Here is a 21,785-nt window from a genome sequence, read left to right on the forward strand (position 1 = left end):
CCCACCCGGCGCTCGGCGTAACGGTTCAGCGCCGCTCGGCACTCGGCGTAACGGGTCAGCGCCGCTCGGCGCCCGGTGCCACGTGCGCGAGGACGCTGCCCCACACCGCCGACAGCGTCACGTGTCCGTTGATGGTGTCGAGGTCGTCGCCGTCGATGACCTCGAGCCGCGCCTCGCGGATGCGACGGGCATACCACTCGCCGTCGTGCACGCCGGCCGGTCCGTCGCCGCCGACCACGATGAGGGTGTCGGCGACGACGTCGTCGAGGAGCGGGGTGTGCAGGTCGCGGCTGAGCGGATCGGACGGACTCTCCACCCCCACGATCGCAAGCCGGTCGACCATGGACCCCATGACGGCAGCCAGGTGGATCGCGATCGGCCCCGCCGACCGCTCCCCCACGAGACCCACCGACGTTCCGGGAACCTCGCGTTCGAGGAGCCCGCGCAGAGCGTCGAGCGTCAGACCCGCGGGCGTCTGGCCACCGAACGCCGGCGGATCCTCCAGCTCCGGGGCATCCAGGCCCACCGCGACGATCCGCACGTCGAAGCCGGAGGTCACGCGGGTATCCGGATCGATGGTCGAGACGTCGCCCGTCCGCAGCACCACGACCGCGCGCGGGGCGCCCGGGGTCCCGAAGCTCCGGTATTCGAGTTCTCCGTCCAGCCAGGGCACGCGGCTCATCGGATCATCCTTCCTCGGGCTCAGCGCCCTGCTCGTCCGACGCGGCACCCGCCTGCGCGGGAACCGTCCCCGCACCGGGCAGCATCGCGCGGAGCGTGTCGATCGTGTCGGCCTCGGCGACGGGTTTGTCCGGCCGATACCCCTTCACCCGTGCGAAGCGCAGCGCCAGGCCACCGGGATACCGGGTCGAGCGCTGGACCCCGTCGATCGCGATCTCGACGACGGTGTCGGGCACGACCCGGATGCCACCGGGAACACTGCCGATCTCCCGCTCGGCGAAGTGCGCCGTCTGCCACCGCAGCAGTTCGTCGGTGAGGCCCTTGAACGTCTTCCCGACCATGACGAAACCGCCGGGCTCACCGAAGGCGCCCTCGGGGTCGTGCGCGCCGAGGTGCAGGTTCGACAGCCACCCCGAGCGACGACCCGACCCGCGCTCCACTCCGAGCACGACGAGGTCGAAGGTGTGGACGGGCTTGACCTTCAGCCAGCTCTTGCCGCGTCGCCCCGCGGTATAGGCGGCATCCACGCCCTTCACCATGACGCCCTCATGTCCGGCTCGCAGGGCATCTCGCGCGAACTCCTCCGCCGCCACCGGGTCGTCGGTCACGATCGACGGGATCCGGAACTCGGGCGCGATCCGCTCGAGCTCCGCCCGGCGCACCGCGAGCGGCTCGTCGAGGAGATCCCTCCCGTCGACATGGAGGAGGTCGAAGAACCACGGCCGCAGCGCGATCTCGCGCGCCGTCTCCGCGCCGAAACGCGCCATCGTGTCCTGGAATGGCCGCGGCGCCCCGTCGTCGTCGAGCGACAGCGTCTCGCCGTCGAGGATCACGTCCGCCACCGGCAGCGCCCGCGCGACCTCCACGATCTCGGGCACTCGATGCGTCACGTCGGCGAGCGTGCGCGTGAACACCCGCACCTCGTCACCGTGACGGTGCACCTGGACGCGTGCCCCGTCGAGCTTGTACTCCACCGACGCGAGCCCCGCGACGCCGAGCGCCTCCGCCACCGACGCGGCGGTCGAGGCCAGCATCGGTTGCACGCCGCGCCCGACGACGAGACCGATGGATGCCACTTCCTCCGCCGTTCCGCCCAGCGCCACCGCCGCGGTCTCGCCGAGGTCGCCGGAGAGCATGGCGGCACGGCGGACGAGCGTCCCGTCGCGATCGGAAGCTCGGGCGATGGCATCCAGAAGCACGCCCTCCAGCGCGCCCGTCCGCAGCTCGCCCGTCATGACGCGGACGAGGAGGTCCCACTCGTCGGCGGTGGCGCGGGCCGCGAGGTCGTCGAGCACCGCGATCCGCGCCGCGGCCGACCCGCTGCCGGAGATCTCGACGAGGCGCGAGAACGCCGCATCGACGTCGGCGACGGTCAGCGACGCGGACTCCGCGTGCACCCCGCCGCGGGCGGCGAGGGTGCGCCACCCGATCCCGAGACGCCCCTGACGCGGCGCGGCGGTGAGCAGACCCACGGCCGGCACGACCTCTTGCGGGGCGAGTCGGCCCAGCACGTCGGCGAGCGCGTCGACCTTCGCGAGCCGCGAGCGCGTGGCCGCCGCCGTCGCCAGCGCGACCTGCAGTTCACCGAGGAGCATGGAGGCATCCTGGCATCCCCCTCCGACATCGCCGGTCGGCTTGCGCGCGGAGGTTACGGATGCCATCCCGAGAAACGCGATCCCCACAGAGAAACGCCGCGGCAGCCCGTTTCCTGCCGCGAATCGCCTTTATCGCGACCGCAGGGCGGCGACCAACCCGCCGAACGTGACGTGCCGGCGCTGATCACACGGCGCCCCGCTCCGCAACCCCTGACGACCTCGGCGGTCGGTGGCGTGTGCTGGACTCCTCCCCCAGGAACGAGGTCCCATGAACGCTCCCGCCACCGCCGAACAGTCCGCCCGCACTGCCCGCGAGGCCTTCGGATGGGACGCGTTGCTGCCGGGGCAGGCCGAGGCGATCGACGCCGTGGTCGGCGGACGCGACACGCTCGTCGTGTTCCCGACCGGCGCGGGCAAGTCGGCGGTGTACCAGATCGCGGGATGCGAACTGGGCGGGGTGACCGTCGTCATCTCGCCGCTGCTGGCCCTCCAGCGCGACCAGATCGCCTCGATCGACGCCGCCCCCGACGCGCCCGCCGCCGTCGCGCTGAACTCGCGCACGGGAGCGAGGGCGCGCACCGCGGCCTGGGCCGCGATCGAGAGCGGCGAACCGGTGTACGCCTTCCTCGCCCCGGAGCAGCTCGCGAATCCGGAGGTGTTCGAGCGTCTGAAGACGGCCGACGTCCGGCTCGTCGTCGTGGACGAGGCGCACTGCGTGTCCGCGTGGGGCTTCGACTTCCGACCCGAGTACGCGCGGATCGGCGACGCCGTCGACGCGCTGGGGCGTCCTCCCGTGCTGGCCTTGACGGCCACGGCATCCGGTCCCGTCCGGGATGACATCGTCGCGAGCCTCGGGATGCGCGATCCTCACCTCGAGGTGCGCGGCATGGATCGCCCCGAGATCCACATGTCGGTCCGCCGCCACGAGCACGACGCCGACAAGCGCCGCGCCGTCGTGGAGGACGTGAGGGATGCCGACGGCCCGACACTCCTGTACGTGGCGACGCGCAAGGCGACCGAGGCGTATGCCGCGGAGCTCACCGAGCACGGGCGCCGGGCCGCGCCGTACCACGGCGGGATGGCGCAGAAGCGGCGCGACGAGGTGCACGCGGCTTGGAGCGCCGGCGAGCTCGACGTCGTCGTGGCCACGTCGGCGTTCGGGATGGGCGTCGACAAGTCGGACGTGCGGTGGGTCATCCACGCCGACGTGACCGAGTCGCTCGACGCGTACGCCCAGGAGATCGGCCGGGCCGCGCGCGACGGACAGCCCGCGCGCGCCGTGCTGCACTACCGCGCCGAGGACTTCTCGTTGCGGTCGTTCTTCGCCGGCGGGCACAGCCGACGCGCCGACATCTCGGGCGTGTGGGACGCACTCGTGCACCGGAACGTCCCGGTCCGCGCGAAGGACCTCGCCGAGGGGAGCGGGCGCTCGACCCGCGCGATCGGGCGAGTGCTGACGCAGCTCGTGGCGTGCGGACTGGCCGTGGCCGGCCCCGAGGGGATCTCCGCCGCGGCGAAGGTCTCCGCGGGCGATGCGGTCGCCGCGGTGCGCGAACGCGACGACGCCGAGGAGCGCGTGCGCGCGTCCCGCATCGAGATCATGCGCGGCTATGCCGAGACCGTCCACTGCCGACGGCGCGCGCTCCTCGAGTACTTCGGCGTCGAGGCGAGCGAGCACTGCGGCACCTGCGATCGCTGTGATGGTGCGGATGCCACTTCCCTCGCCGCCGTGGACGCCGAGCCCGACGACCTCCGCGTCGACTCGATCGTCGACCACCACGAGTGGGGAACCGGAAGGGTGATGGCCGTCGAGGCCGACCGCCTGACGGTGTTCTTCGCCGATCACGGCTACAAGGTCCTGGCTCGCGCCGCGTTCGACCGCGGCATCCTGGAACTCGGCGACGCCGCGTAGCGCCGCGTCGGCGGGCCGGGGAGGGCGGGGCCGCGAGGACGGGGTGGCTTCGTGGCCCCGGGGCCATCTCCACCGCCCCGGGGCCACGCACGTCGCCCCACCCCGCAGTGGAGCGCACCGTGTCCCGGTCACTCCCGCGTCGACCACCACGCCCAGGCCACGAGCGGTGCCTGCAGGAACAGCCGCACGAAGCGCGCGCGATCGGTGCTCAGCCCCGGCGCGGAGCGACCGGTGCGCCACTGGTGAACGTTGCCGGGGAACACGGCGACGAAGAACGCCGCGACGGCGGCCCCGATACGACGTCGCTCGCGCGGCAGCGCGACGAGTCCGGCCCCGAGGAGCACCTCAGCGGCCCCGGATGCCACGACGATGGCGTCCTTGTCCGTGTGCAGCATCTTCGTCGCCCAGTCCGGGACGACGATGCGGTACCCGCGGCGACCCCACGTGACGTGGCTGATCCCCGCGGCGACCAGCAGCAGGGCCAGCGCGCCGCGCGCGGCGGAACGGACCGGGGCACCTCGACGTCGTGGCATCCGGTCAGTCTGCCATCCGGTGACGCCCCCGGGGCTGCGTCAGAGCGGCGTCGGACCGGTGCGCCGCACGAACTCGACGTACTCCGCGACGGTGTCCTCCGGGACGATCGCGCGCAGTACCACTTCGTCCACCCCGACGGTGTACGCCTCGAGCGCGGGGCCGAGATCGGTGACATCGCGGATCGTCGTGTCGGCGGCATCCACCCCCATCCGGGCGAAGTTCGCGGCGTAGTTCGGGAACGAGGCGTACCGCGCGGTCTCGGCGTCGAGCCTCGCGCGCGCGGCATCGACGATCGCGGTGCGCACGTAGACGGCGACATGGGTGTCGGGCGCGAGTTCGCGCAGGGCCGCGGCCTGCTCGGCCGCCTCGGTCGGCGGCACCCAGTTCAGCAGAACGCCCTCGGCGCGCTCGACGGCGAGCCGCCGCATCCGCGGCCCGAGCGCGCCGACGAGCACGCGCGGGACCCCCGCAGCGTGCAGGACGTCGATGGCGTCGCCCACGCGGGCGAGCGCCCCCTCCTTCGCGATGCCCGAGCCGATACCCAGCGTCAGGCGATCGAGCGGAAGAGCGAGGGATGCCACCTCGGCGGCGATCTGCGCGGCGGGCCGCCGATCCACGGGCACGACGCCCGTCGCGAGGTGGAGCGTCCGAGTGACTCGAGCGGCCGCGGCGAGCGCCGCGAGCGCGTCACCGTCGGGGGTGTCGTTGATCCACAGCGTGTGGAACCCGGCCGCCTCGACGGACGGGGCGATCTCGGCGATCGCGTCGGGGCCGAGCGTGCCGGCGAAGCCGATCGAGACGACGCCCCGGCTCACGAGACTCCCCCGGCGGCCGGGATCTCGGCGGCGACCTGGCCGACGGCCGAGAAGAACACGTGCAGATCGACGTCGTCGGTGGGCAGCAGCACGACGTCGTCGACGCCCGCGGCCTGGAACCGCGCGACGCCCTCGGCGACGTCGCCGACGGATCCCGCGAGCGCCCGGTCGGCGGCATCCGGTCGGTCCTTCAGCACCGCGCCCACGCGGTCGGACGCTCCGGGCCCGAACGCCGTCAGGACGTACGCCACGACATCGGGGCGGCCCTCGCGGCCCGCCTCCGCCCACCCCGCGTGGACCGTGCGCACGGCCTCGGCGACTTCTTCCACGGTGTGGCGGCTGTCGAGGATCACGCCGTCGGCGACCGCACCGGCGAGGTGCAGCGTCTTCGGCCCCTCCGCGGCGGCGTACACCCGCGGCGCGACGACGGGTGGCCAGTCCAGCGACACGTCGCGCAGCTTCACGTAGCGCCCCTCGGTCGTCACCGTGTCGCCGGCGAGAAGGCTGCGCAGCGCGGGCAGCTGCTCCTGCATGAGCGTGAGCGGCGAGGCGGCCTTGGCGCCGATCTGCCGCATCCAGTCCTGCACGCCGTGCCCGAAGCCGGGGAGGAGGCGCTCGGGGAACATGCGCTCGATGGTCGCGACCTCCATCGCCGACGCCGCGACATTGCGGAGGGGGAACGGCGCGATGCCGACGCCCACGCGCAGGTGGTCGGTTGCGGCGAGCGCCGCGGTCGCCGCGGCCCAGGCGGACGAGCGGAAGCAGTCCTCCCACAGCCACAGCTCGGGGACGCCCTCGCCCTCGGCGACGCGCGCCGCCTCGCGGAGCTCTTCGGGGGGATGGGGGTACGGGCTGAAGATCGTGCCGATACGACTCATGCCCTCTACTCTGCCCTGCCCCACCGACATTGTCGGCGTGGAGACTCGGCATCCGGCATAACTCCTGCACACCGGCGCGGGGCCAGTCGGAACGGCGACAGAACGACCGGCCCGCAGGAGTTGTGCACCGCGAACGCAGACGAAAGGCCCCCGGAACCCGAAGGTCCCGGGGGCCTGACACCGTGACTTACGCGGCGAGCGCCTCGACGGCGGCCCGCACGATGAAGCCGGCGTCCGTGGCATCCACGGTCACCGCTCCCCCGTCGACGAGGTCGCCCGCGACGAACAGGTCGGCGATGCGGTCGTCGATCTCGCGCTGGATGACCCGGCGCAGCGGCCGCGCCCCGTACTCGGGCTCGTACCCGACCTCGGCGAGGCGGTCGACGGCGGCATCCGTCACCTCGAGCGACACCTCGCGCGACGCGAGGCGCTTCGACGTGCGCTCCAGCAGCAGCCGGACGATGTCGCGAAGCTGCTCCTTCTCGAGCTTGCGGAACATCACGATGTCGTCGATGCGGTTGAGGAACTCGGGCCGCATCGCCTCGCGGAGCTTGCCCATGACGCGGTCGCGCAGGTCGTCGTCGGCGAAGTCGCGTCCGGTCGTGGTGAACCCGATGGCTCCCGAACGGGATGCCAGGTACTCGCTGCCCAGGTTCGAGGTCATCACGATGACGGTGTTGCGGAAGTCGACCGTGCGCCCCTGGCCGTCGGTCAGGCGCCCGTCGTCGAGCACCTGCAGCAGCAGCGTGAACACGTCGGGGTGAGCCTTCTCGATCTCGTCGAACAGCACGACGGAGTAGGGGTTCCGGCGCACCCGCTCGGTCAGCTGTCCGGCCTCGTCGTAACCGACGTATCCCGGAGGGGCACCGATGAGCCGCGACACGGTGTGCCGTTCGCCGAACTCGCTCATGTCGAAGCGGATCACGGCGGAGTCGTCGTCGAACAGAGACCCGGCCAGGGCCTTCGCCAGCTCGGTCTTGCCGACGCCCGTGGGGCCGAGGAACAGGAACGATCCGACGGGCCGACGCTCGTCGCCGAGCCCGGTGCGGTTGCGACGCACGGCCTTGGCGACCGCGGTGACCGCGGCATCCTGTCCGATGACCCGGCCGTGCAGGTCGTCCTCCAGGTGCGACAGGCGGCCGCGCTCGGTGGCGGTCAGACGCGACACCGGGATGCCGGTGGACCGGCTGATCACCGCGGCGATCTCGGGCTCGTCGACCACCGCGTCGGGACGCGGCGCGGACGTCGCCGTCGCCAGACGCTCCTGCACCGCGGTGATCTCGTCGCGGATGCGCGAGGCCTCCTCGTAGTGCTCGGCCGAGACGGCGGCGTTCTTGTCGGCCTCCAGGACGGCCAGCCGCTCGACGAGGGCCGTCGTGTCGACCGCGACGCCGAGGCGCAGGCGCAGACGCGCGCCCGCCTGGTCGATGAGGTCGATCGCCTTGTCGGGCAGCACGCGGTCGGGGAGGTACCGGTCGCTCAGCTCCACCGCGGCGCGCAGCGCGTCGTCGGTGTAGGTCACGGCGTGGTGTGCCTCGTACGCCGAACGCAGGCCCCGCAGGATCTCGACGGCGTCGGTGAGCGACGGCTCGCCGACCCGCACGGGCTGCAGACGCCGCTCGAGGGCGGGGTCCTTCTCGATCGTGCGGTACTCCTTCAGCGTGGTGGCACCGATGAGGTGCAGCTCGCCCCGGGCCAGCCGCGGCTTGAGGATGTTCCCGGCATCCATCGCCCCTTCGCCACCGGCGCCGGCGCCCACGATCGTGTGCACCTCGTCGATGAAGACGACGAGCTTGCCGGACTGAGCCGCGATCTCGTCCATCGTCTGGGTCAGACGCTCCTCGAAGTCGCCGCGGTAGCGGGCACCGGCGAGCATCGCCGCCAGGTCGATCGAGACGACGCGGGTGTCGCGCAGCTGCTCGGGCACGGCGCCCTCGACGATCGCGCGGGCGAGTCCCTCGACGACGGCGGTCTTGCCGACGCCGGCCTCACCGATCAGCACGGGGTTGTTCTTCGTGCGGCGGCTGAGGATCTCGATGGTCTGCTCGATCTCGTCGGCGCGCCCGATCACCGGGTCGAGGCGACCCGACGCGGCGAGCGCCGTGAGGTCGGTGCCGAACCGGTCGAGATTCGGGGTCGTGGATGCCGTCTCCTCGGGCGCCGTGGCCTGCTCGCCGCCGACGACGGTCTCGCGCACGCCCTGCGTCAGGGCCTCGGCGGTGACACCGGCCTGCGCGAGGATCTGCCCGGCGGGGGCGTCCTGCGCGAGGACGAGCGCGAAGAAGAGGTGGTCGGGGTCGACGTAGGTCGACCCGGCGGCGCGGGCGACCTGGAACGCGTGGAACAGCGCGCGCTGGACCGATCCCGCCACGACGGCACCGTCGACGTCCGCGGCGGGACCGGCGGCCGGCAGACGGCTCTCGGCGGCGCGGGCGATCGCGGCGGGGTCGGCGCCGAGACGCGCGACGGCGTCGCGCGCGGGCGCCTGTCCGACGAGCACGTGCAGGACGTGCAGCGCGTCGAGTTCGCGCTGGCCGCGGCCGAGCGCATAGCGGCCGGCCTCCTGCAGAGCCTCCTGGGTGCGGGCGCTCAGGAACCGGCTGAGGTCGATCGAACGCTCGGCGCGCGCCCGCTCACCGGCGAGGTAGCGCGCGAGGAACTCGTCGAACGACTGGGCGCCGTTGTCCCCGGCGCCGGGGGTGACATCTTCAGGCAATTCCGTCTCCTGTGATACGTGAGTGGAGTCGACTCAAGTTTCTTACTTGAGTGGCTGCGTATCAAGTTCAACGGGAGGGCTCCGAGGATATTCCCGGCGAACGGTCTCAGGCCAGAAGGCGCGGATCCGGCTCATTCCACAGCTCCACGGTCTGCAGCAGCCAGAACACCGCGAACAGCACGAGCGCCGCGGCCTCGCCGACGAACACCCACGGCACCGGGCGCGTGACATCCACTCCCCCGACGGCCAGCACGAGCGTGGCCGCGAGTCCGACGAGCGCGATCAGGATGCCGACCGCCACCGCCGCGTACGCGGGGCGGAACCGCTCCGGCGCCCGCTGGGGTCGCCACGCGGCGATCGCCGCCACCGCGCCGATGAGAAGGAAGAAGCCCACGGCCGCGACGTTGTGCGCGAAGAGGAGGAACGCGTCCCGAGCGGCGAGCGCCCACGCCCCGAGCCCCACGACCACGACGACCACCGCCGCCGCGGTCACCGCGACCCCGCGCGACATCGTCCCCTGCACGATCGACAGCACCACCCCCGCGGCCACCCCGACCAGGACCACGGATGCCACGCTCACGCCGTTGTTGAACACGGCGGGGAGCACTGCGGGCGGGACGCACCGCACGGCCTCACCGCACACGTCGGCCTCCACCGTCGTCGGCACGACCGCGATCACGAGCGCCAGGACCGCGGCGACATCGAGCAGCCCCTGCTCGACACTGTGGCCCGAGAGCGCGACGAAGGCCGCCGCGACGACGAAGAGGCCCGCGACGAACATCGGCCCCGCCGGCGTGTAGTACGCCGCGCTCAGCGATGGCAGCGATCCCCCGACGATCTCCTCCACCGTCACCGCGACGGCGAGGAGCAGCGTCGCGGCGAGGATCGTCAGGCGCACATATCGGTAGGTGCGCTGCGTCGACGTCGTGCGGATGCGCATGCGCACATCCTGGCAGGGGCCTCCGACGTTCGACGGCACCTCTGCGAGAATGCCCGGATGCGCGAGTTCCTCGAGGGTGCCCGGATGCTGCTCCGCGGCCTCGGCCAGTGGCGCCGCTCCCCCGGGGCGATGGCGCTCGGCCTCATCCCCGGGTTCCTCGTTGCCCTCGTCTTCGGCGCGGCGCTCGTCGGCTGGGGCATCCTCCTCGGCGAGGTCGTGGACGACTGGACCCCCTTCGCGAACACGTGGGACCCGATGTGGGCCACCGTCCTGCGCACCGCGATCGTCGTCGCGTCGTTCGGCGCGGCCGCGTTCCTCGCGATCGTGTCCTTCACCGCGGTGACCCTCGCCGTCGGCGAGCCGTTCTACGACCGGATCTGGCGCGCCACCGAGCTCACCGCCACGGGACGGATCCCGGATGCCGACGATGGCTTCTGGCGCGCCGCAGGCGACGCCGTGCGCCTCATCGTCCGCGGGGCGTTCGCCGCGCTCGCCGCGTGGCTGCTCGGTCTCATCCCCTTCGTCGGCGGCGTGCTCGGCTTCCTCGTCGGTCTGCTGCTCACCGGCTGGCTCCTCGCCGACGAACTGACCTCGCGCGCCCTCTCGGCCCGCGGACTCGACCGCCGCGCCCGTCGCGCCGTGCTGCGCGAGAACCGCGCGCGGGCGCTGGGCTTCGGCGTCGCGACGCAGCTGTGCTTCCTCGTTCCGCTCGGGGCGGTCGCCGTGATGCCCGCCGCGGTGGCCGGCAGCACGCTCTGGACGCACGCCGCGCTGCGCGAGACGACCGGCACGGCGGACCGGGCGTCCGACGCGGCACGATAACCTGGACCGACCGAAGGGATCCCCATGTTCATCGTCTCGCTCATCCTGTTCGTCGGCGGCATGCTGCTCACCGGCCTGTCGTTCTCGCTCGCCGCGCCCGCGCTGTTCTTCGCCCTCGGCATCCTGCTGGTCGCCGCCTCCCTCGCGCTGCCGTTCCACTTCGGCACCCGCTGATCCCCCACTCGGTGCCCTTCTCGTTCGACGACCTCCGCCGCTGGCCCGACCTCGAGGGTCCGGACCTCGTCGCGGTGGATGCCGCCGACCGCCTGATCCTCGACGAATCCGAGGCCGCCCGGGCAGAGGTGCCCGAGGGCGGCCTCGTCGTCGTCGATGACGCGTACGGCGCCCTGACGCTCGCCGCTGCCGCGGCCGGGGCGCATGGCATCCGTGTTCATCAGGACGCGCTGACGGGCGAGCGCGCGCTCGAGGCCAACGCCGCTCGCGCCGGACTCGACGGCACCTTCACGTCTCACCCGCTGGATGCCGACCTCCTTCGCGACGCGCGGGTCGTGCTGCTGCGCCTCCCCCGCGCCCTGCGCGCGCTCGATGACATCGCCGGACTCATCGCCGCACACGCGCACCCCGACGTCGTCGTCTTCGCCGGCGGACGCCTCAAGCACATGACGCTCGCGATGAACGACGTGCTGCGCGCGCACTTCGACCGCGTCGACGTGACGCACGCGCGGCAGAAGTCGCGCGTGCTCGTCGCCCGCGGCCCGCACGACGGCGCCGACCCGCAGCCCGAGGCCGCCACCGTCGACGGCCTCGAGGTGCGCGCATTCGGCGGCGTGTTCGCCGGCGCCTCGATCGACATCGGCACGCGCCTCCTCCTCGCCCACCTCCCCGACCCGAGCGACGGCGCGATCGACTTCGCGTGCGGCACCGGACTCGTGGCCGCGGCGTGGGCGCTGCGGCATCCATCCGTTCGGATCGTCGCGACGGATCGCTCCGCCGCCGCCGTGGCCTCGGCCCGCGCGACCGCCGCGGCCAACGATGTGGGCGACCGCGTCGAGGTGGTCCGCGACGACCTGCTCGCTTCGCGTCCGGATGCCAGCGCGACCCTCATCGCGCTGAACCCGCCGTTCCACAGCGGCGGTGCGATCACCGAGGGCATCGCCCCGCGGATGTTCGCCGACGCCGGGCGGGTGCTGGAGCCCGGCGGCGAGCTGTGGACCGTGTGGAACTCCGCGCTGCAGTACCGCCCCGCGCTCGAGCGCCTCGTCGGCCCGACGCGTCAGGTCGCCCGCGACCGCAAGTTCACGGTCACGGTGTCGACGCGCCGCTGACCCTCAGCGCCCCGCCCCGCGTCCCACCTCTGGCGGTGCATGTCCCAAAAGGTGCGGCTGCGACCACCGCAGTCCGCACCAAGTGGGACATGGCCCTCAGCCCTTGCCGCCCGGCGGGCCGACCACCAGCAGCACGACGAAGATGAGCGCGACGGCGAGCAGGATCAGGATGCCGAGCACCCACGGCCGCCGCAGGAAGAACCGCAGCACCCGGTCGAGGGGCCGCTGATCGCGCGGGTCGTCGCCCGCGTCGAGCCGCCACGCTCCGCGCAGTCGCCCGGTGCGCTGCAGCCAGATCTCGGTCGGGACGGTGGCGTACGGGATCACAGCGCTGACGATCGCCACCGCTGCCGGCCCGAGCCCCCACCGCTGGTTCAGCGCGACGAGCACCGCCGTCGCGCCATAGGCGAGGAACACGAACCCGTGGATGCCACCCCCGACCGTCACCGCGATGGGTAGGTCGGCGGTGGCGCGCAGGATGAGCCCCGCGATGAGAAGCGTCCACGAGATCGCTTCGGCGATCGCGAGCGTGCGAAACAGGGTCAGGGGCGTGCGGAACACGTCTCTCCTCGTTCGGGGCCGGGGCTTTCCACCCTACGGAAGCACCCGCGCGATCACCCGGCGGACGTCTCGACGTCGAGGCAGGCCGCCCTCACTCGATCGGCTCGTCGTCGTGGTCCAGGGTGGGATCCGACTTCTCCCCCTCGGCCGCGGTCGACGTGTCGGGCTCGGGACCGGGGTCGATCGGCGGCTTCTGGCGCTCGGCATCCATTCCCCCACCCCACCGTTTCCGGGGCGCCACCGCCAGGGTCTTGACGGGGGATCACGCGACGTAGGCTGGTCGGGTGGCGGAATCCCGGGGGCGCGTGTGGACCGGGGTCATCCGCATCGGGCCACACGGCGGCGCGCACCGGGTCGCGGCTCGGGCAGCGCTCAGCGTCGGCGTCCCACTCCTCGTCCTCCTGCTGATCGGCCGCCTCGACCTCAGCGTCTACGCCTCGTTCGGCGCGTTCGCGGCGCTCTACGGACGCCTCGACCCGCCGCGCCGGCGCGTCCGGATGCAGGCGACGGCCGGCGGCATCCTGGTCCTGTCCATGCTGCTCGGAACGCTGCTGTCGGCCCTGTCCGCACCCGCGCTCGCGAGCGTCCTCGTCGTCGCCCTCCTCGCCGCGGCCGTGACGCTGTTCGCGTACCGAGCGCAGTGGCATCCACCCGGCGCACTGTTCACCGTGTTCGCCGCGGGAGCGTGCGCGAGCTTCCCGGCTACGACAGCGACGTTCGGCCTCGTGCTGCTCGTGGGTGTGAGCAGCGTACTGTGGAGCCTCCTCGTGACGACGGTGTTCGTCCTCGTGCGGCGCGGGTCATGGCGGCTGCCGTCGCGGGACACTGCGCCGATCGGCTCCGTCGCGTGGGAGATGACCGCCACGGTCGGTGTCGCCGCGCTCCTCGCGGGCGTCGCGGGCGTGCTGCTGATCGGCTCGCACTGGTACTGGGCGATGGTCGGTGCGGTCGCCGCAGTCGGCGGCGCGCACGTGACCGCGCGGCTCATCCGGGGCGTCCAGCGCCTCGTCGGAACACTCGTCGGCGTCCTGATCGCCGCGGGTCTCCTCGCGCTGAACCTTCCGCCGTGGGCGGTCCTGCTCGCCGCCGTCGTGATGCAGGTGGGCGCGGAACTGTTCGTCGGCCGCAACTACGGCATCGCAATGGTGTTCATCACCCCGCTCGCGCTGCTGATGATCTCGCTCGCCTCGCCCGCCGCACCCGACGCGCTCTTGCGCGATCGCGTGCTCGAGACCGTGATCGGCGTTGCTGTCGGAACGATCGTCGCGATCGTGTCAGCCGCCCTGCGGCGACGTTCTGCCGTCTGACCCGAAGGAGACCCGGATGCCGGACCCCACCCCCGTCGCCCTGACCGTCGTCGGCGCGATCAACGTCGACCTCACCGCCCGCGTCGAGCGTGCACCCGGCCCCGGCGAGACCGTCGCCGGCGGCGTGCTGCAGCGCGGACCCGGCGGCAAGGGTGCGAACCAGGCCGTCGCGGCCGCACGCCTCGGCGCCGCGGTGCGCCTGGTGGGCGCCGTCGGAGACGACCTCGACGGACGCGGTGTCCGCGCGCAGCTGGCATCCATCGGTGTCGACGCGTCGACCGTGCAGACCGCTGACGCCGCCACCGGCACCGCCCTCATCGTCGTGGATGCCACGGGCGAGAACTCGATCGTCGTGTGCGCCGGCGCGAACGCCGCGATCGACGCCGATGCCCTCGGGATCGAGGTCGGTTCCGCCGTACTCGCGCAGTTGGAGGTCTCGGATGCCGTGATCGCGGCCGCCGCCGACACCGCCGGGTTCTTCGCCCTCAATGCCGCCCCCGCGCGCCCGCTCCCCGCCGGGGTGCTCGAGCGCGCGGATCTGGTCATCGTCAACGAGACGGAGTACGCGCAGCTCCCCGAGGTGCACGACGCTCCCCTGCTGTGCGTGACGCTCGGAGCCGCGGGCGCGCGGCTGTACCGGCACGGCGAGCTGGTCGCGTCCGCGCCCGGCGTGTCCACGACCGTCCGCAACACCGTCGGCGCCGGGGACGCATTCTGCGCGGCGCTGGTCGTCGGTCTGCTGCGCGGCGATGCTGAGGAGGTCGCCCTCGCGCGCGCGTGCGCTGTCGGGGCTGCCGCCGTCGCAGACGATGCGTCGCAACCCGATCTGCACCCCCTCGACGCCTACGGGGTGTCCGCGTGAGCCGCCGCCCGATCCTCGTCGATTGCGACACCGGCATCGACGACGCCCTCGCACTCGCGTATCTGCTGGCCGAGCCCGCGGTCGAGATCGTGGGCGTCACGACCGTCTCCGGGAACACGGATGCCGCCCGCGCGGCCGCCAACACCATCTCGCTGTTCAATCTCGCCGGGGTTCACGACATCCCGGTCGCCGTGGGCGCGCACGACTTCCGCGGGCGCGACTACGCCGGCGGAGCCCCGCACGTGCACGGCGAGGACGGCGTCGGCGGGATCGCGTGGGCCGCGGGCGACCGCTCCCCCGACACCCGCGCCGCGGTCGAGCTCATCGATCACCTCGCCGCACGGCATCCGGATCTCACCGTCCTGGCCCTCGGCCCACTGACGAACCTCGCCGCGTACGCCGAGACGCCCGGCGTCGCCGCGTTCGACCGGCTCGTCGTGATGGGCGGCGCGTTCGGCCACTCCGGCAACGTGACGGCGTGGGCCGAGGCGAACATCCACAACGACCCCGAGGCGGCCGCGATCGTCTTCGCTCAGGACTGGGACACCACCCTCGTTCCCCTCGACGTCACGATGACGCAGACCCTGGATGCCACCGACCTCGTGCGCCTCGAGGCGATCCCGGGCGCCGTCCCCGAGGCGCTGGCCGCGATGCTGCCCGCCTACCTCGACTTCTACGAGGGCCGGGTCTTCCCCGACCGCCGCTGCGCTCTGCACGACCCGCTCGCGGCGATGGTCGCGGCGGGCGTGCTGCGTGGGGTCAGCGTCGCGTCTGGGCAGGTGGAGGTGCGGCTCTCCGGCGGGGAACGCGGGCGGACCGTGTCGTCACGCTCGTCGTCGACTCAGCGCTGGGTGCGCGGCATGGAGGGGTCAGCGGTGGAGCTGCTGCTGGACCGGCTCGAGGGGCGAGAGTGGGTGGGCTGAGTTCCAGTGGGCGAGGCATGGCCGTTGAGGTCCGACTAACAGAGGCCCCCACCGACAAAGCCCGCCACGGCCATCCGAAGTGCCCAGGCGTTTGACTCTCCGCCGCTGCGCCGTTTTCAGCGGCGATGGCGCTAGCCTCGATTATCGCCCAGACAAGCGCCGCCCCTGCCATGTCTACTTCAGTTCGTAGGCTGGCGACGCGGCGCCTACCCGCCAAACCGTCTCCTCAGGGCACATTCGTGCTTGAACGTGTCCCGGGGATCCGTCTCGTTCCCGTACGTTTGTCGCTATCGTCTGAAGGAGCGCACGGGTCTCCTTGACGTCCTTGGGCGGCGTTGGCTTCTGTGGTCTCGCGGTGATGAAAGCCCGTCCCGAAGCCTTCACGATGCGATCAATGTCGCGTTGCTTGGGCACGGAGCGCTCGGCGCCGAGACGGAAAGGGGTGAGAACTGCAAGAACGTCCGGCTCGAGAAAATCCATCCACACGGGGCCCCAATGAGAACTTTGCGAACCATGATGCGCGACCTTAATGAGCCGCGCTCGACGCTCCGGGGTGTGCGACTCATGTACTCGGCGCCAGCCGCACGCCGTGGGCCCATTGAGGAGATCGCCACCAAGTAGTAGCGCTACATCAGCCACCTCTACCCAGAGTGCCACGGTGTACTCGTTTGGATCCGGAGCGGCTAGTCGCACCCGCATATCCTCTCGGGCTGAACCTTCGGCGATTGCCCGCACGGATCGGTTCTGTGCTTCGTCCGAGGGGGACAGTGCGGTCACCTTGAAACCAGGGGCCGATCCAGTTGCAGCGACTTCAAGGAGGACCTTCTGCTCGCTTGCTCGAAGTAGGTGCGGGGCTCCGGCTCGGCCCCGACGCATCACCTCATCGAGGACCGTCTTGTACTCATGGCGCACAGACGGGACAAGTTGGTCCTCAATACTCGCGTCCGCAGCGACCGCGGCGAAAAATTCCGAACTCGTGAATGCTGCTGACGTCACAAACTTTGCAGCCTTGGCCGCCGCGTAGATGTCGCCGACACCAGCCGTGTGATCGTCGTGAGCGTGCGTGGCTACCACGAGCACCACCTGCGTCGCCACGTCGACTCCGAGTCGCTCCAAGTAGTCCAGTGCCGGGTGCAGTCCCGCCCGCTCGTCGTAACACGAATCTACGGTGAGCCACCGGCCGCCGCCGAGGTGGACGACGATCGCTTCACCGCGACCGGGGCCGAATATCGAAACCTCGATCTCGTCAGCCCGCGGCGGTGACATGTCGACTGGAGACGGCAATGATCAGCCCATCAGCCCTTCGAGTTCAACGAACATCTTCTCGCCGTCTGCGTCGAAGCGCGCCACATCGGCTCGCGACCACTTGCCTAGCCGCCGAAGACGAACAGCGCTCGTCTGATGAGGCAGGCCGCCATTGGCGGGCCGAACGGTGCGCTTTGTCACGTAGATGACATCCCCCAGGCCAATGTCGTCCGTCCCCGCTCCAACCTCAGACTTGAAAAAGTCCCCGAGTACCGGACCGCCGGGAGTGTGCTGGTCAGGAACGAGTTCGGCCGTGAACATGTCGCCGGCCACCTCCACCACTCTCCCGGTCCACGTCAGCAAGCCGGAGACGCGGAACTCGTTTGGTGCTGCGCGACGCCCGAACTTGGTCGTCGTCGCCGTTAGTGAACCCTCCCCCGAACGCACGGTTGCCGAGTCAAAGGATGGATCAGACCCGACGACAGACGCGCGGCGAGTTTGGACTGCCGCTTCGCGGCGAGGCCGGGGCGAGACCGTCCCATCCGCCCAACCCACTGCACTGCTTGGCGTCTCAGGAGGGTCATTCCGACCGGACACGGCGGTCTGCGGGATGACAGGTGTGCTCAACCGAGGTCCCCTTTCGCTAGAGAACTGACCTTCTTTGTGATCGCCAGCCAGTTGTCATCCGTGCTTTGCCATCTGTCGGTCAAGATTTGAATAGCCGCAAGGCGCTTCTCGTTGGTCGGGGACGTTCCCGCCTGACCGTACGAGTATGCATCCTCGCGAGACGAAGGTAAGGAATCCCAAGAATTGAGGTCGAAATGCTCATTTACTGAGACGTAGATTCCGGGCTTAACCAGCATTGATGGTTCAACGCGAACGTTTGTCTGCCCGGACCAGCTATCCATTCGTGCGCCCCACATTAGAACCGAACGGAGCCCAGGAAAATCGAGGACGTCAGTCCATACATCTTTCGGCGCTATCGCATCCCCGACGCGGTGTAGCGCGTCCTCCGAATCGCAGCGCGTGTGCACGTCTCTGTTGATACCCAACGCGTTCGCAGGATAGCCCTCCAGGGTCCTCAACATACCGACGGCAGCGTCTCGAAGCCGCGGAACCTCTTCCAACGCAACCGTCTGAAGCTGTATGTGGTCGGATGAGGCCGTGAAGTCCAGCCATGCCATGCGCAGCGTTGTGTTTTCGGGTGAGATGATCGTCACTTCCGAATCTTCGAACTCGTCAGCTCCGATGAGTTCCGCGTCCCGAAACCAAGAGGGAGTGAAAAGTACCGGGTTGAAGACCCCACGTATCACAACGCTCACGCTCTCGAGCGTGACGTCCAGTCCACGGTCAGACGCATGGTTGGGCATAGCATCACTATGCCATCTAAGCCATGACTGTGGGCCAGTGTTGTACCATCATCACCCGGCAACGGGCGCATCTCGCCTCCTCGCGTGCCAGGTTCCCTAGCATCCGTATGGCCCGCATGCCTATGAACATACAGTGAGCGGCACAACAACGACAGGCCCCACACGATCGCTCGCGCGGGGCCCTTCGTCAAAACCAGGTCAGAAGTCCCAGTCGTCGTCCTCGGTCGCCTCGGCCTTGCCGATGACGTACGACGAACCCGACCCCGAGAAGAAGTCGTGGTTCTCGTCGGCGTTGGGCGACAGGGCCGACAGGATCGCCGGGTTCACGTTCGTCACCGACGACGGGAACATCGCCTCGTAGCCGAGGTTCATCAGCGCCTTGTTGGCGTTGTAGTGGAGGAACTTCTTCACGTCCTCGCTGAGGCCCACCGAGTCGTACAGGCTCTGCGTGTAGTGGGTCTCGTTGTCGTACAGCTCGTAGAGCAGCGAGAACGTGTAGTCCTTGATCTCGTCGCGGCGGGCCTGGTCGACCTGCTCCAGACCGCGCTGGAACTTATAGCCGATGTAGTAACCGTGCACGGCCTCGTCGCGGATGATGAGGCGGATCAGGTCGGCCGTGTTGGTGAGCTTCGCGCGGCTCGACCAGTGCATCGGCAGGTAGAAGCCCGAGTAGAACAGGAACGACTCCAGCAGGGTCGAGGCGACCTTGCGCTTGAGCGGGTCGTCGCCACGGTAGTAGTCCATGACGATGTGCGCCTTCTTCTGAAGGAACTCGTTCTCGGTCGACCAGCGGAACGCCTCGTCGATCTCCTTCGTCGAGCACAGCGTCGAGAAGATCGACGAGTAGCTCTTCGCGTGCACCGACTCCATGAACGCGATGTTGGTGTACACCGCCTCCTCGTGCGGGGTGATCGCGTCGGGGATGAGCGAGACCGCACCGACGGTGCCCTGGATCGTGTCGAGCAGCGTCAGGCCGGTGAAGACCCGCATCGTCAGCGTCTGCTCTTCGGGCGTCAGCGTGTTCCACGACTGGATGTCGTTGGACAGCGGCACCTTCTCGGGCAGCCAGAAGTTGTTGACGAGACGGTTCCAGACCTCGAGGTCTTTGTCGTCCTGGATGCGGTTCCAGTTGATGGCCTGAACGTGGTTCAGCAGCTGCAGCTTCTCAGCCATGGTGTCCTCAATGAGTATTCGTGATCAGCGGATCAGAGCATGCACGAGACGCACTCGGTCATGTCGGTGCCCTCGAGCGCCAGCTGACGGAGGCGGATGTAGTAGATCGTCTTGATGCCCTTCTTCCACGCGTAGATCTGGGCCTTGTTGATGTCGCGGGTGGTGACGGTGTCCTTGAAGAACAGCGTCAGCGACAGACCCTGGTCCACGTGCTGCGTGGCGGCGGCATACGTGTCGATGACCTTCTCGTAGCCGATCTCATAGGCATCCTGGTAGTACTCCAGGTTGTCGTTCGTCATGAACGGCGCCGGGTAGTAGACGCGACCGAGCTTGCCTTCCTTGCGGATCTCGATCTTCGACGCGATCGGATGGATCGAGCTCGTGGAGTTGTTGATGTACGAGATCGAGCCGGTCGGCGGGACGGCCTGCAGGTTCTGGTTGTAGATGCCGTACTGCTGGACGGATGCCTTGAGCTCGCGCCAGTCGTCCTGGGTCGGGATCGGGATGCCGGCGAACAGCTCCTTCACCTTGGCGGTCTGCGGCTCCCACACCTGGTCGGTGTACTTGTCGAAGAACTCGCCCGACGCGTACGTCGAGTCGGCGAAGCCGTCGAACGACGTCCCGCGCTCGATCGAGAGGCGGTTGGACGCCCGCAGCGCGTGGAACAGCACCGTGTAGAAGTAGATGTTCGTGAAGTCGATGCCCTCTTCGGAGCCGTAGTGCACGTGCTCACGAGCGAGGTAGCCGTGCAGGTTCATCTGGCCGAGGCCGATCGCGTGCGAACGGTCGTTGCCGTCCTCGATCGAGCGGACCGAGGCGATGTGGCTCTGGTCGCTCACCGCGGTGAGGGCGCGGATCGCGGTCTCGACCGTGAGGCCCAGGTCGCGGCCGTCCATCGCCAGGGCGATGTTCATCGAGCCGAGGTTGCAGGAGATGTCCTTGCCGATGGCGGCGTACGAGAGGTCTTCGTTGTACGTCGTGGGCGTGTTGACCTGCAGGATCTCCGAGCACAGGTTGGACATGTTGATCCGACCCTTGATCGGGTTGGCCTTGTTCACCGTGTCCTCGAACATGATGTACGGGTAGCCCGACTCGAACTGGATCTCGGCGAGAGTCTGGAAGAACTCGCGCGCGTTGATCTTCGTCTTCTTGATGCGCGGGTCGTCGACCATCTCGCGGTACTTCTCGGTGACCGAGATGTCGCCGAACGGCTTGCCGTAGACGCGCTCGACGTCGTACGGCGAGAAGAGGTACATGTCCTCGCCGTTCTTGGCGAGCTCGAACGTGACGTCGGGGATGACGACACCCAGCGACAGCGTCTTGATGCGGATCTTCTCGTCGGCGTTCTCACGCTTGGTGTCGAGGAAGCGCAGGATGTCGGGGTGGTGGGCGTTGAGGTACACCGCACCCGCGCCCTGGCGGGCTCCGAGCTGGTTGGCGTAGCTGAAGCTGTCTTCGAGGAGCTTCATCACGGGGATGATGCCCGAGGACTGGTTCTCGATCTGCTTGATCGGGGCGCCCGACTCACGGATGTTCGACAGCAGCAGGGCGACGCCGCCGCCGCGCTTGGACAGCTGCAGCGCCGAGTTGATGCCGCGGGCGATCGACTCCATGTTGTCTTCGATGCGGAGCAGGAAGCACGAGACGAGCTCACCGCGCTGCGCCTTGCCGGCGTTGAGGAACGTCGGGGTGGCCGGCTGGAAGCGGCCCGAGATGATCTCGTCGACCAGCTGCACCGCGAGACGCTGGTCGCCGTCGGCGAGCGCGAGGGCGGTCATCACGACGCGGTCCTCGAAGCGCTCGAGGTAGCGCTTCCCGTCGAAGGTCTTCAGCGTGTAGCTCGTGTAGTACTTGAACGCGCCGAGGAAGGTCTCGAAGCGGAACTTCTTGCCGTACGCACGGTCGTTGAGCTCCTGGATGAACTCCAGCGAGTACTTCTCGAGCACCTTGGGCTCGTAGTACTCCTTCTCGACGAGGTAGTCGAGACGCTCCTTGAGGGAGTGGAAGAACACGGTGTTCTGGTTGACGTGCTGCAGGAAGTACTCCCGCGCGGCCCGCTTGTCGGCGTCGAACTGGATCTTGCCGTCGGCGTCGTACAGGTTCAGCATCGCGTTCAGGGCGTGGTAATCCAGCCCCTCGAAACGCGCCTCGGTCTTGAAGTCCAC

At 69.9% G+C, this 21,785-nt stretch carries 20 protein-coding genes; 7 read left to right on the forward strand and 13 right to left on the reverse strand.

Going from position 1 to position 21,785, the window contains the following annotated elements; genetic code table 11:
• Positions 1-55: 55 nt before the first annotated feature.
• Positions 56-682, reverse strand: coding sequence for a hypothetical protein (locus AVW09_RS05660; protein WP_063257094.1), 627 nt, complete (start codon positions 680-682; stop codon positions 56-58).
• 4 nt (positions 683-686) lie between these two features.
• A complete protein-coding gene (locus AVW09_RS05665) occupies positions 687-2,276 on the reverse strand; it encodes an ATP-dependent DNA ligase (RefSeq protein ID WP_082822844.1) in 1,590 nt (529 codons plus the stop codon).
• Between the two features lie 268 nt (positions 2,277-2,544).
• Here AVW09_RS05665 and AVW09_RS05670 point away from each other — a divergent pair, with 268 nt between their 5' ends.
• Positions 2,545-4,188 carry a RecQ family ATP-dependent DNA helicase gene (locus AVW09_RS05670; protein WP_063257095.1) on the forward strand — a complete coding sequence of 548 codons (1,644 nt, stop codon included), beginning with the start codon at positions 2,545-2,547 and terminating at the stop codon, positions 4,186-4,188.
• Positions 4,189-4,316: 128 nt separating this feature from the next.
• On the opposite strand, the gene AVW09_RS05675 is transcribed toward AVW09_RS05670, so the two are convergent.
• The 5 genes from AVW09_RS05675 to AVW09_RS05695 form a co-directional block, all read right to left on the reverse strand.
• Positions 4,317-4,721, reverse strand: coding sequence for a DoxX family protein (locus AVW09_RS05675; RefSeq protein WP_063257096.1), 405 nt, complete (start codon positions 4,719-4,721; stop codon positions 4,317-4,319).
• 39 nt (positions 4,722-4,760) lie between these two features.
• Entirely contained in the window at positions 4,761-5,537 is a 777-nt protein-coding gene (locus tag AVW09_RS05680; RefSeq protein ID WP_063257097.1) for an LLM class flavin-dependent oxidoreductase, read from the reverse strand.
• Positions 5,534-6,415 (reverse strand): LLM class flavin-dependent oxidoreductase, encoded by an 882-nt coding sequence (locus AVW09_RS05685; protein WP_063257098.1) that lies wholly within the window; start codon positions 6,413-6,415, stop codon positions 5,534-5,536. The genes AVW09_RS05680 and AVW09_RS05685 overlap by 4 nt, the downstream gene beginning before the upstream one ends.
• A 187-nt stretch (positions 6,416-6,602) precedes the next feature.
• Positions 6,603-9,131: an ATP-dependent Clp protease ATP-binding subunit gene (locus AVW09_RS05690; RefSeq protein WP_063257099.1), complete on the reverse strand. Its 2,529-nt coding sequence runs from the start codon at positions 9,129-9,131 to the stop codon at positions 6,603-6,605.
• A 106-nt stretch (positions 9,132-9,237) separates the two neighbouring features.
• Positions 9,238-10,071, reverse strand: a complete 834-nt coding sequence (locus AVW09_RS05695; RefSeq protein WP_063257100.1) for a hypothetical protein — start codon at positions 10,069-10,071, stop codon at positions 9,238-9,240.
• Positions 10,072-10,128: 57 nt separating this feature from the next.
• On the opposite strand from AVW09_RS05695, the gene AVW09_RS05700 reads away from it, so the two are divergent.
• The 3 genes from AVW09_RS05700 to AVW09_RS05705 are packed head-to-tail and all read left to right on the forward strand — an operon-like array spanning position 10,129 to position 12,179.
• Positions 10,129-10,893 (forward strand): EI24 domain-containing protein, encoded by a 765-nt coding sequence (locus tag AVW09_RS05700; RefSeq protein WP_063257101.1) that lies wholly within the window; start codon positions 10,129-10,131, stop codon positions 10,891-10,893.
• Between the two features lie 24 nt (positions 10,894-10,917).
• On the forward strand, positions 10,918-11,067 hold the full coding sequence (locus tag AVW09_RS17895; protein ID WP_166671746.1) for a hypothetical protein: 150 nt from the start codon (positions 10,918-10,920) through the stop codon (positions 11,065-11,067).
• Positions 11,068-11,078: 11 nt separating this feature from the next.
• Complete coding sequence (locus AVW09_RS05705) at positions 11,079-12,179, forward strand: class I SAM-dependent methyltransferase (protein ID WP_197462573.1); 1,101 nt, start codon at positions 11,079-11,081, stop codon at positions 12,177-12,179.
• Positions 12,180-12,275: 96 nt separating this feature from the next.
• Here the strand turns inward: AVW09_RS05705 and AVW09_RS05710 are convergent, their stop codons facing one another.
• A complete protein-coding gene (locus tag AVW09_RS05710) occupies positions 12,276-12,740 on the reverse strand; it encodes a DUF3817 domain-containing protein (RefSeq protein ID WP_063257102.1) in 465 nt (154 codons plus the stop codon).
• 284 nt (positions 12,741-13,024) lie between these two features.
• Here AVW09_RS05710 and AVW09_RS05715 point away from each other — a divergent pair, with 284 nt between their 5' ends.
• From AVW09_RS05715 to AVW09_RS05725, 3 genes are read left to right on the forward strand one after another with little or no spacing between them, the layout of a single operon-like run.
• Entirely contained in the window at positions 13,025-14,047 is a 1,023-nt protein-coding gene (locus tag AVW09_RS05715) for an FUSC family protein (RefSeq protein ID WP_063257103.1), read from the forward strand.
• A 16-nt stretch (positions 14,048-14,063) separates the two neighbouring features.
• The gene (locus AVW09_RS05720) at positions 14,064-14,909 is read left to right on the forward strand and encodes a PfkB family carbohydrate kinase (protein ID WP_063257104.1); all 846 of its coding nucleotides are present in this window, start codon (positions 14,064-14,066) and stop codon (positions 14,907-14,909) included.
• Entirely contained in the window at positions 14,906-15,832 is a 927-nt protein-coding gene (locus AVW09_RS05725) for a nucleoside hydrolase (protein WP_063257105.1), read from the forward strand. The genes AVW09_RS05720 and AVW09_RS05725 overlap by 4 nt, the downstream gene beginning before the upstream one ends.
• Before the next feature lie 174 nt (positions 15,833-16,006).
• Here the strand turns inward: AVW09_RS05725 and AVW09_RS18430 are convergent, their stop codons facing one another.
• The 5 genes from AVW09_RS18430 to nrdE form a co-directional block, all read right to left on the reverse strand.
• Entirely contained in the window at positions 16,007-17,098 is a 1,092-nt protein-coding gene (locus AVW09_RS18430) for an MBL fold metallo-hydrolase (protein ID WP_442922735.1), read from the reverse strand.
• 21 nt (positions 17,099-17,119) lie between these two features.
• Positions 17,120-17,410 (reverse strand): hypothetical protein, encoded by a 291-nt coding sequence (locus tag AVW09_RS05735; protein WP_156495978.1) that lies wholly within the window; start codon positions 17,408-17,410, stop codon positions 17,120-17,122.
• A gap of 290 nt (positions 17,411-17,700) precedes the next feature.
• The gene (locus tag AVW09_RS17600; RefSeq protein ID WP_156495979.1) at positions 17,701-18,447 is read right to left on the reverse strand and encodes a hypothetical protein; all 747 of its coding nucleotides are present in this window, start codon (positions 18,445-18,447) and stop codon (positions 17,701-17,703) included.
• 198 nt (positions 18,448-18,645) lie between these two features.
• A complete protein-coding gene (nrdF, locus tag AVW09_RS05740) occupies positions 18,646-19,620 on the reverse strand; it encodes a class 1b ribonucleoside-diphosphate reductase subunit beta (RefSeq protein ID WP_022878813.1) in 975 nt (324 codons plus the stop codon).
• Positions 19,621-19,652: 32 nt separating this feature from the next.
• Complete coding sequence (gene nrdE / locus AVW09_RS05745; RefSeq protein ID WP_197462574.1) at positions 19,653-21,785, reverse strand: class 1b ribonucleoside-diphosphate reductase subunit alpha; 2,133 nt, start codon at positions 21,783-21,785, stop codon at positions 19,653-19,655.

The organism is Microbacterium sp. T32 (assembly GCF_001619615.1).
Taxonomy (GTDB): Bacteria; Actinomycetota; Actinomycetes; order Actinomycetales; family Microbacteriaceae; genus Microbacterium.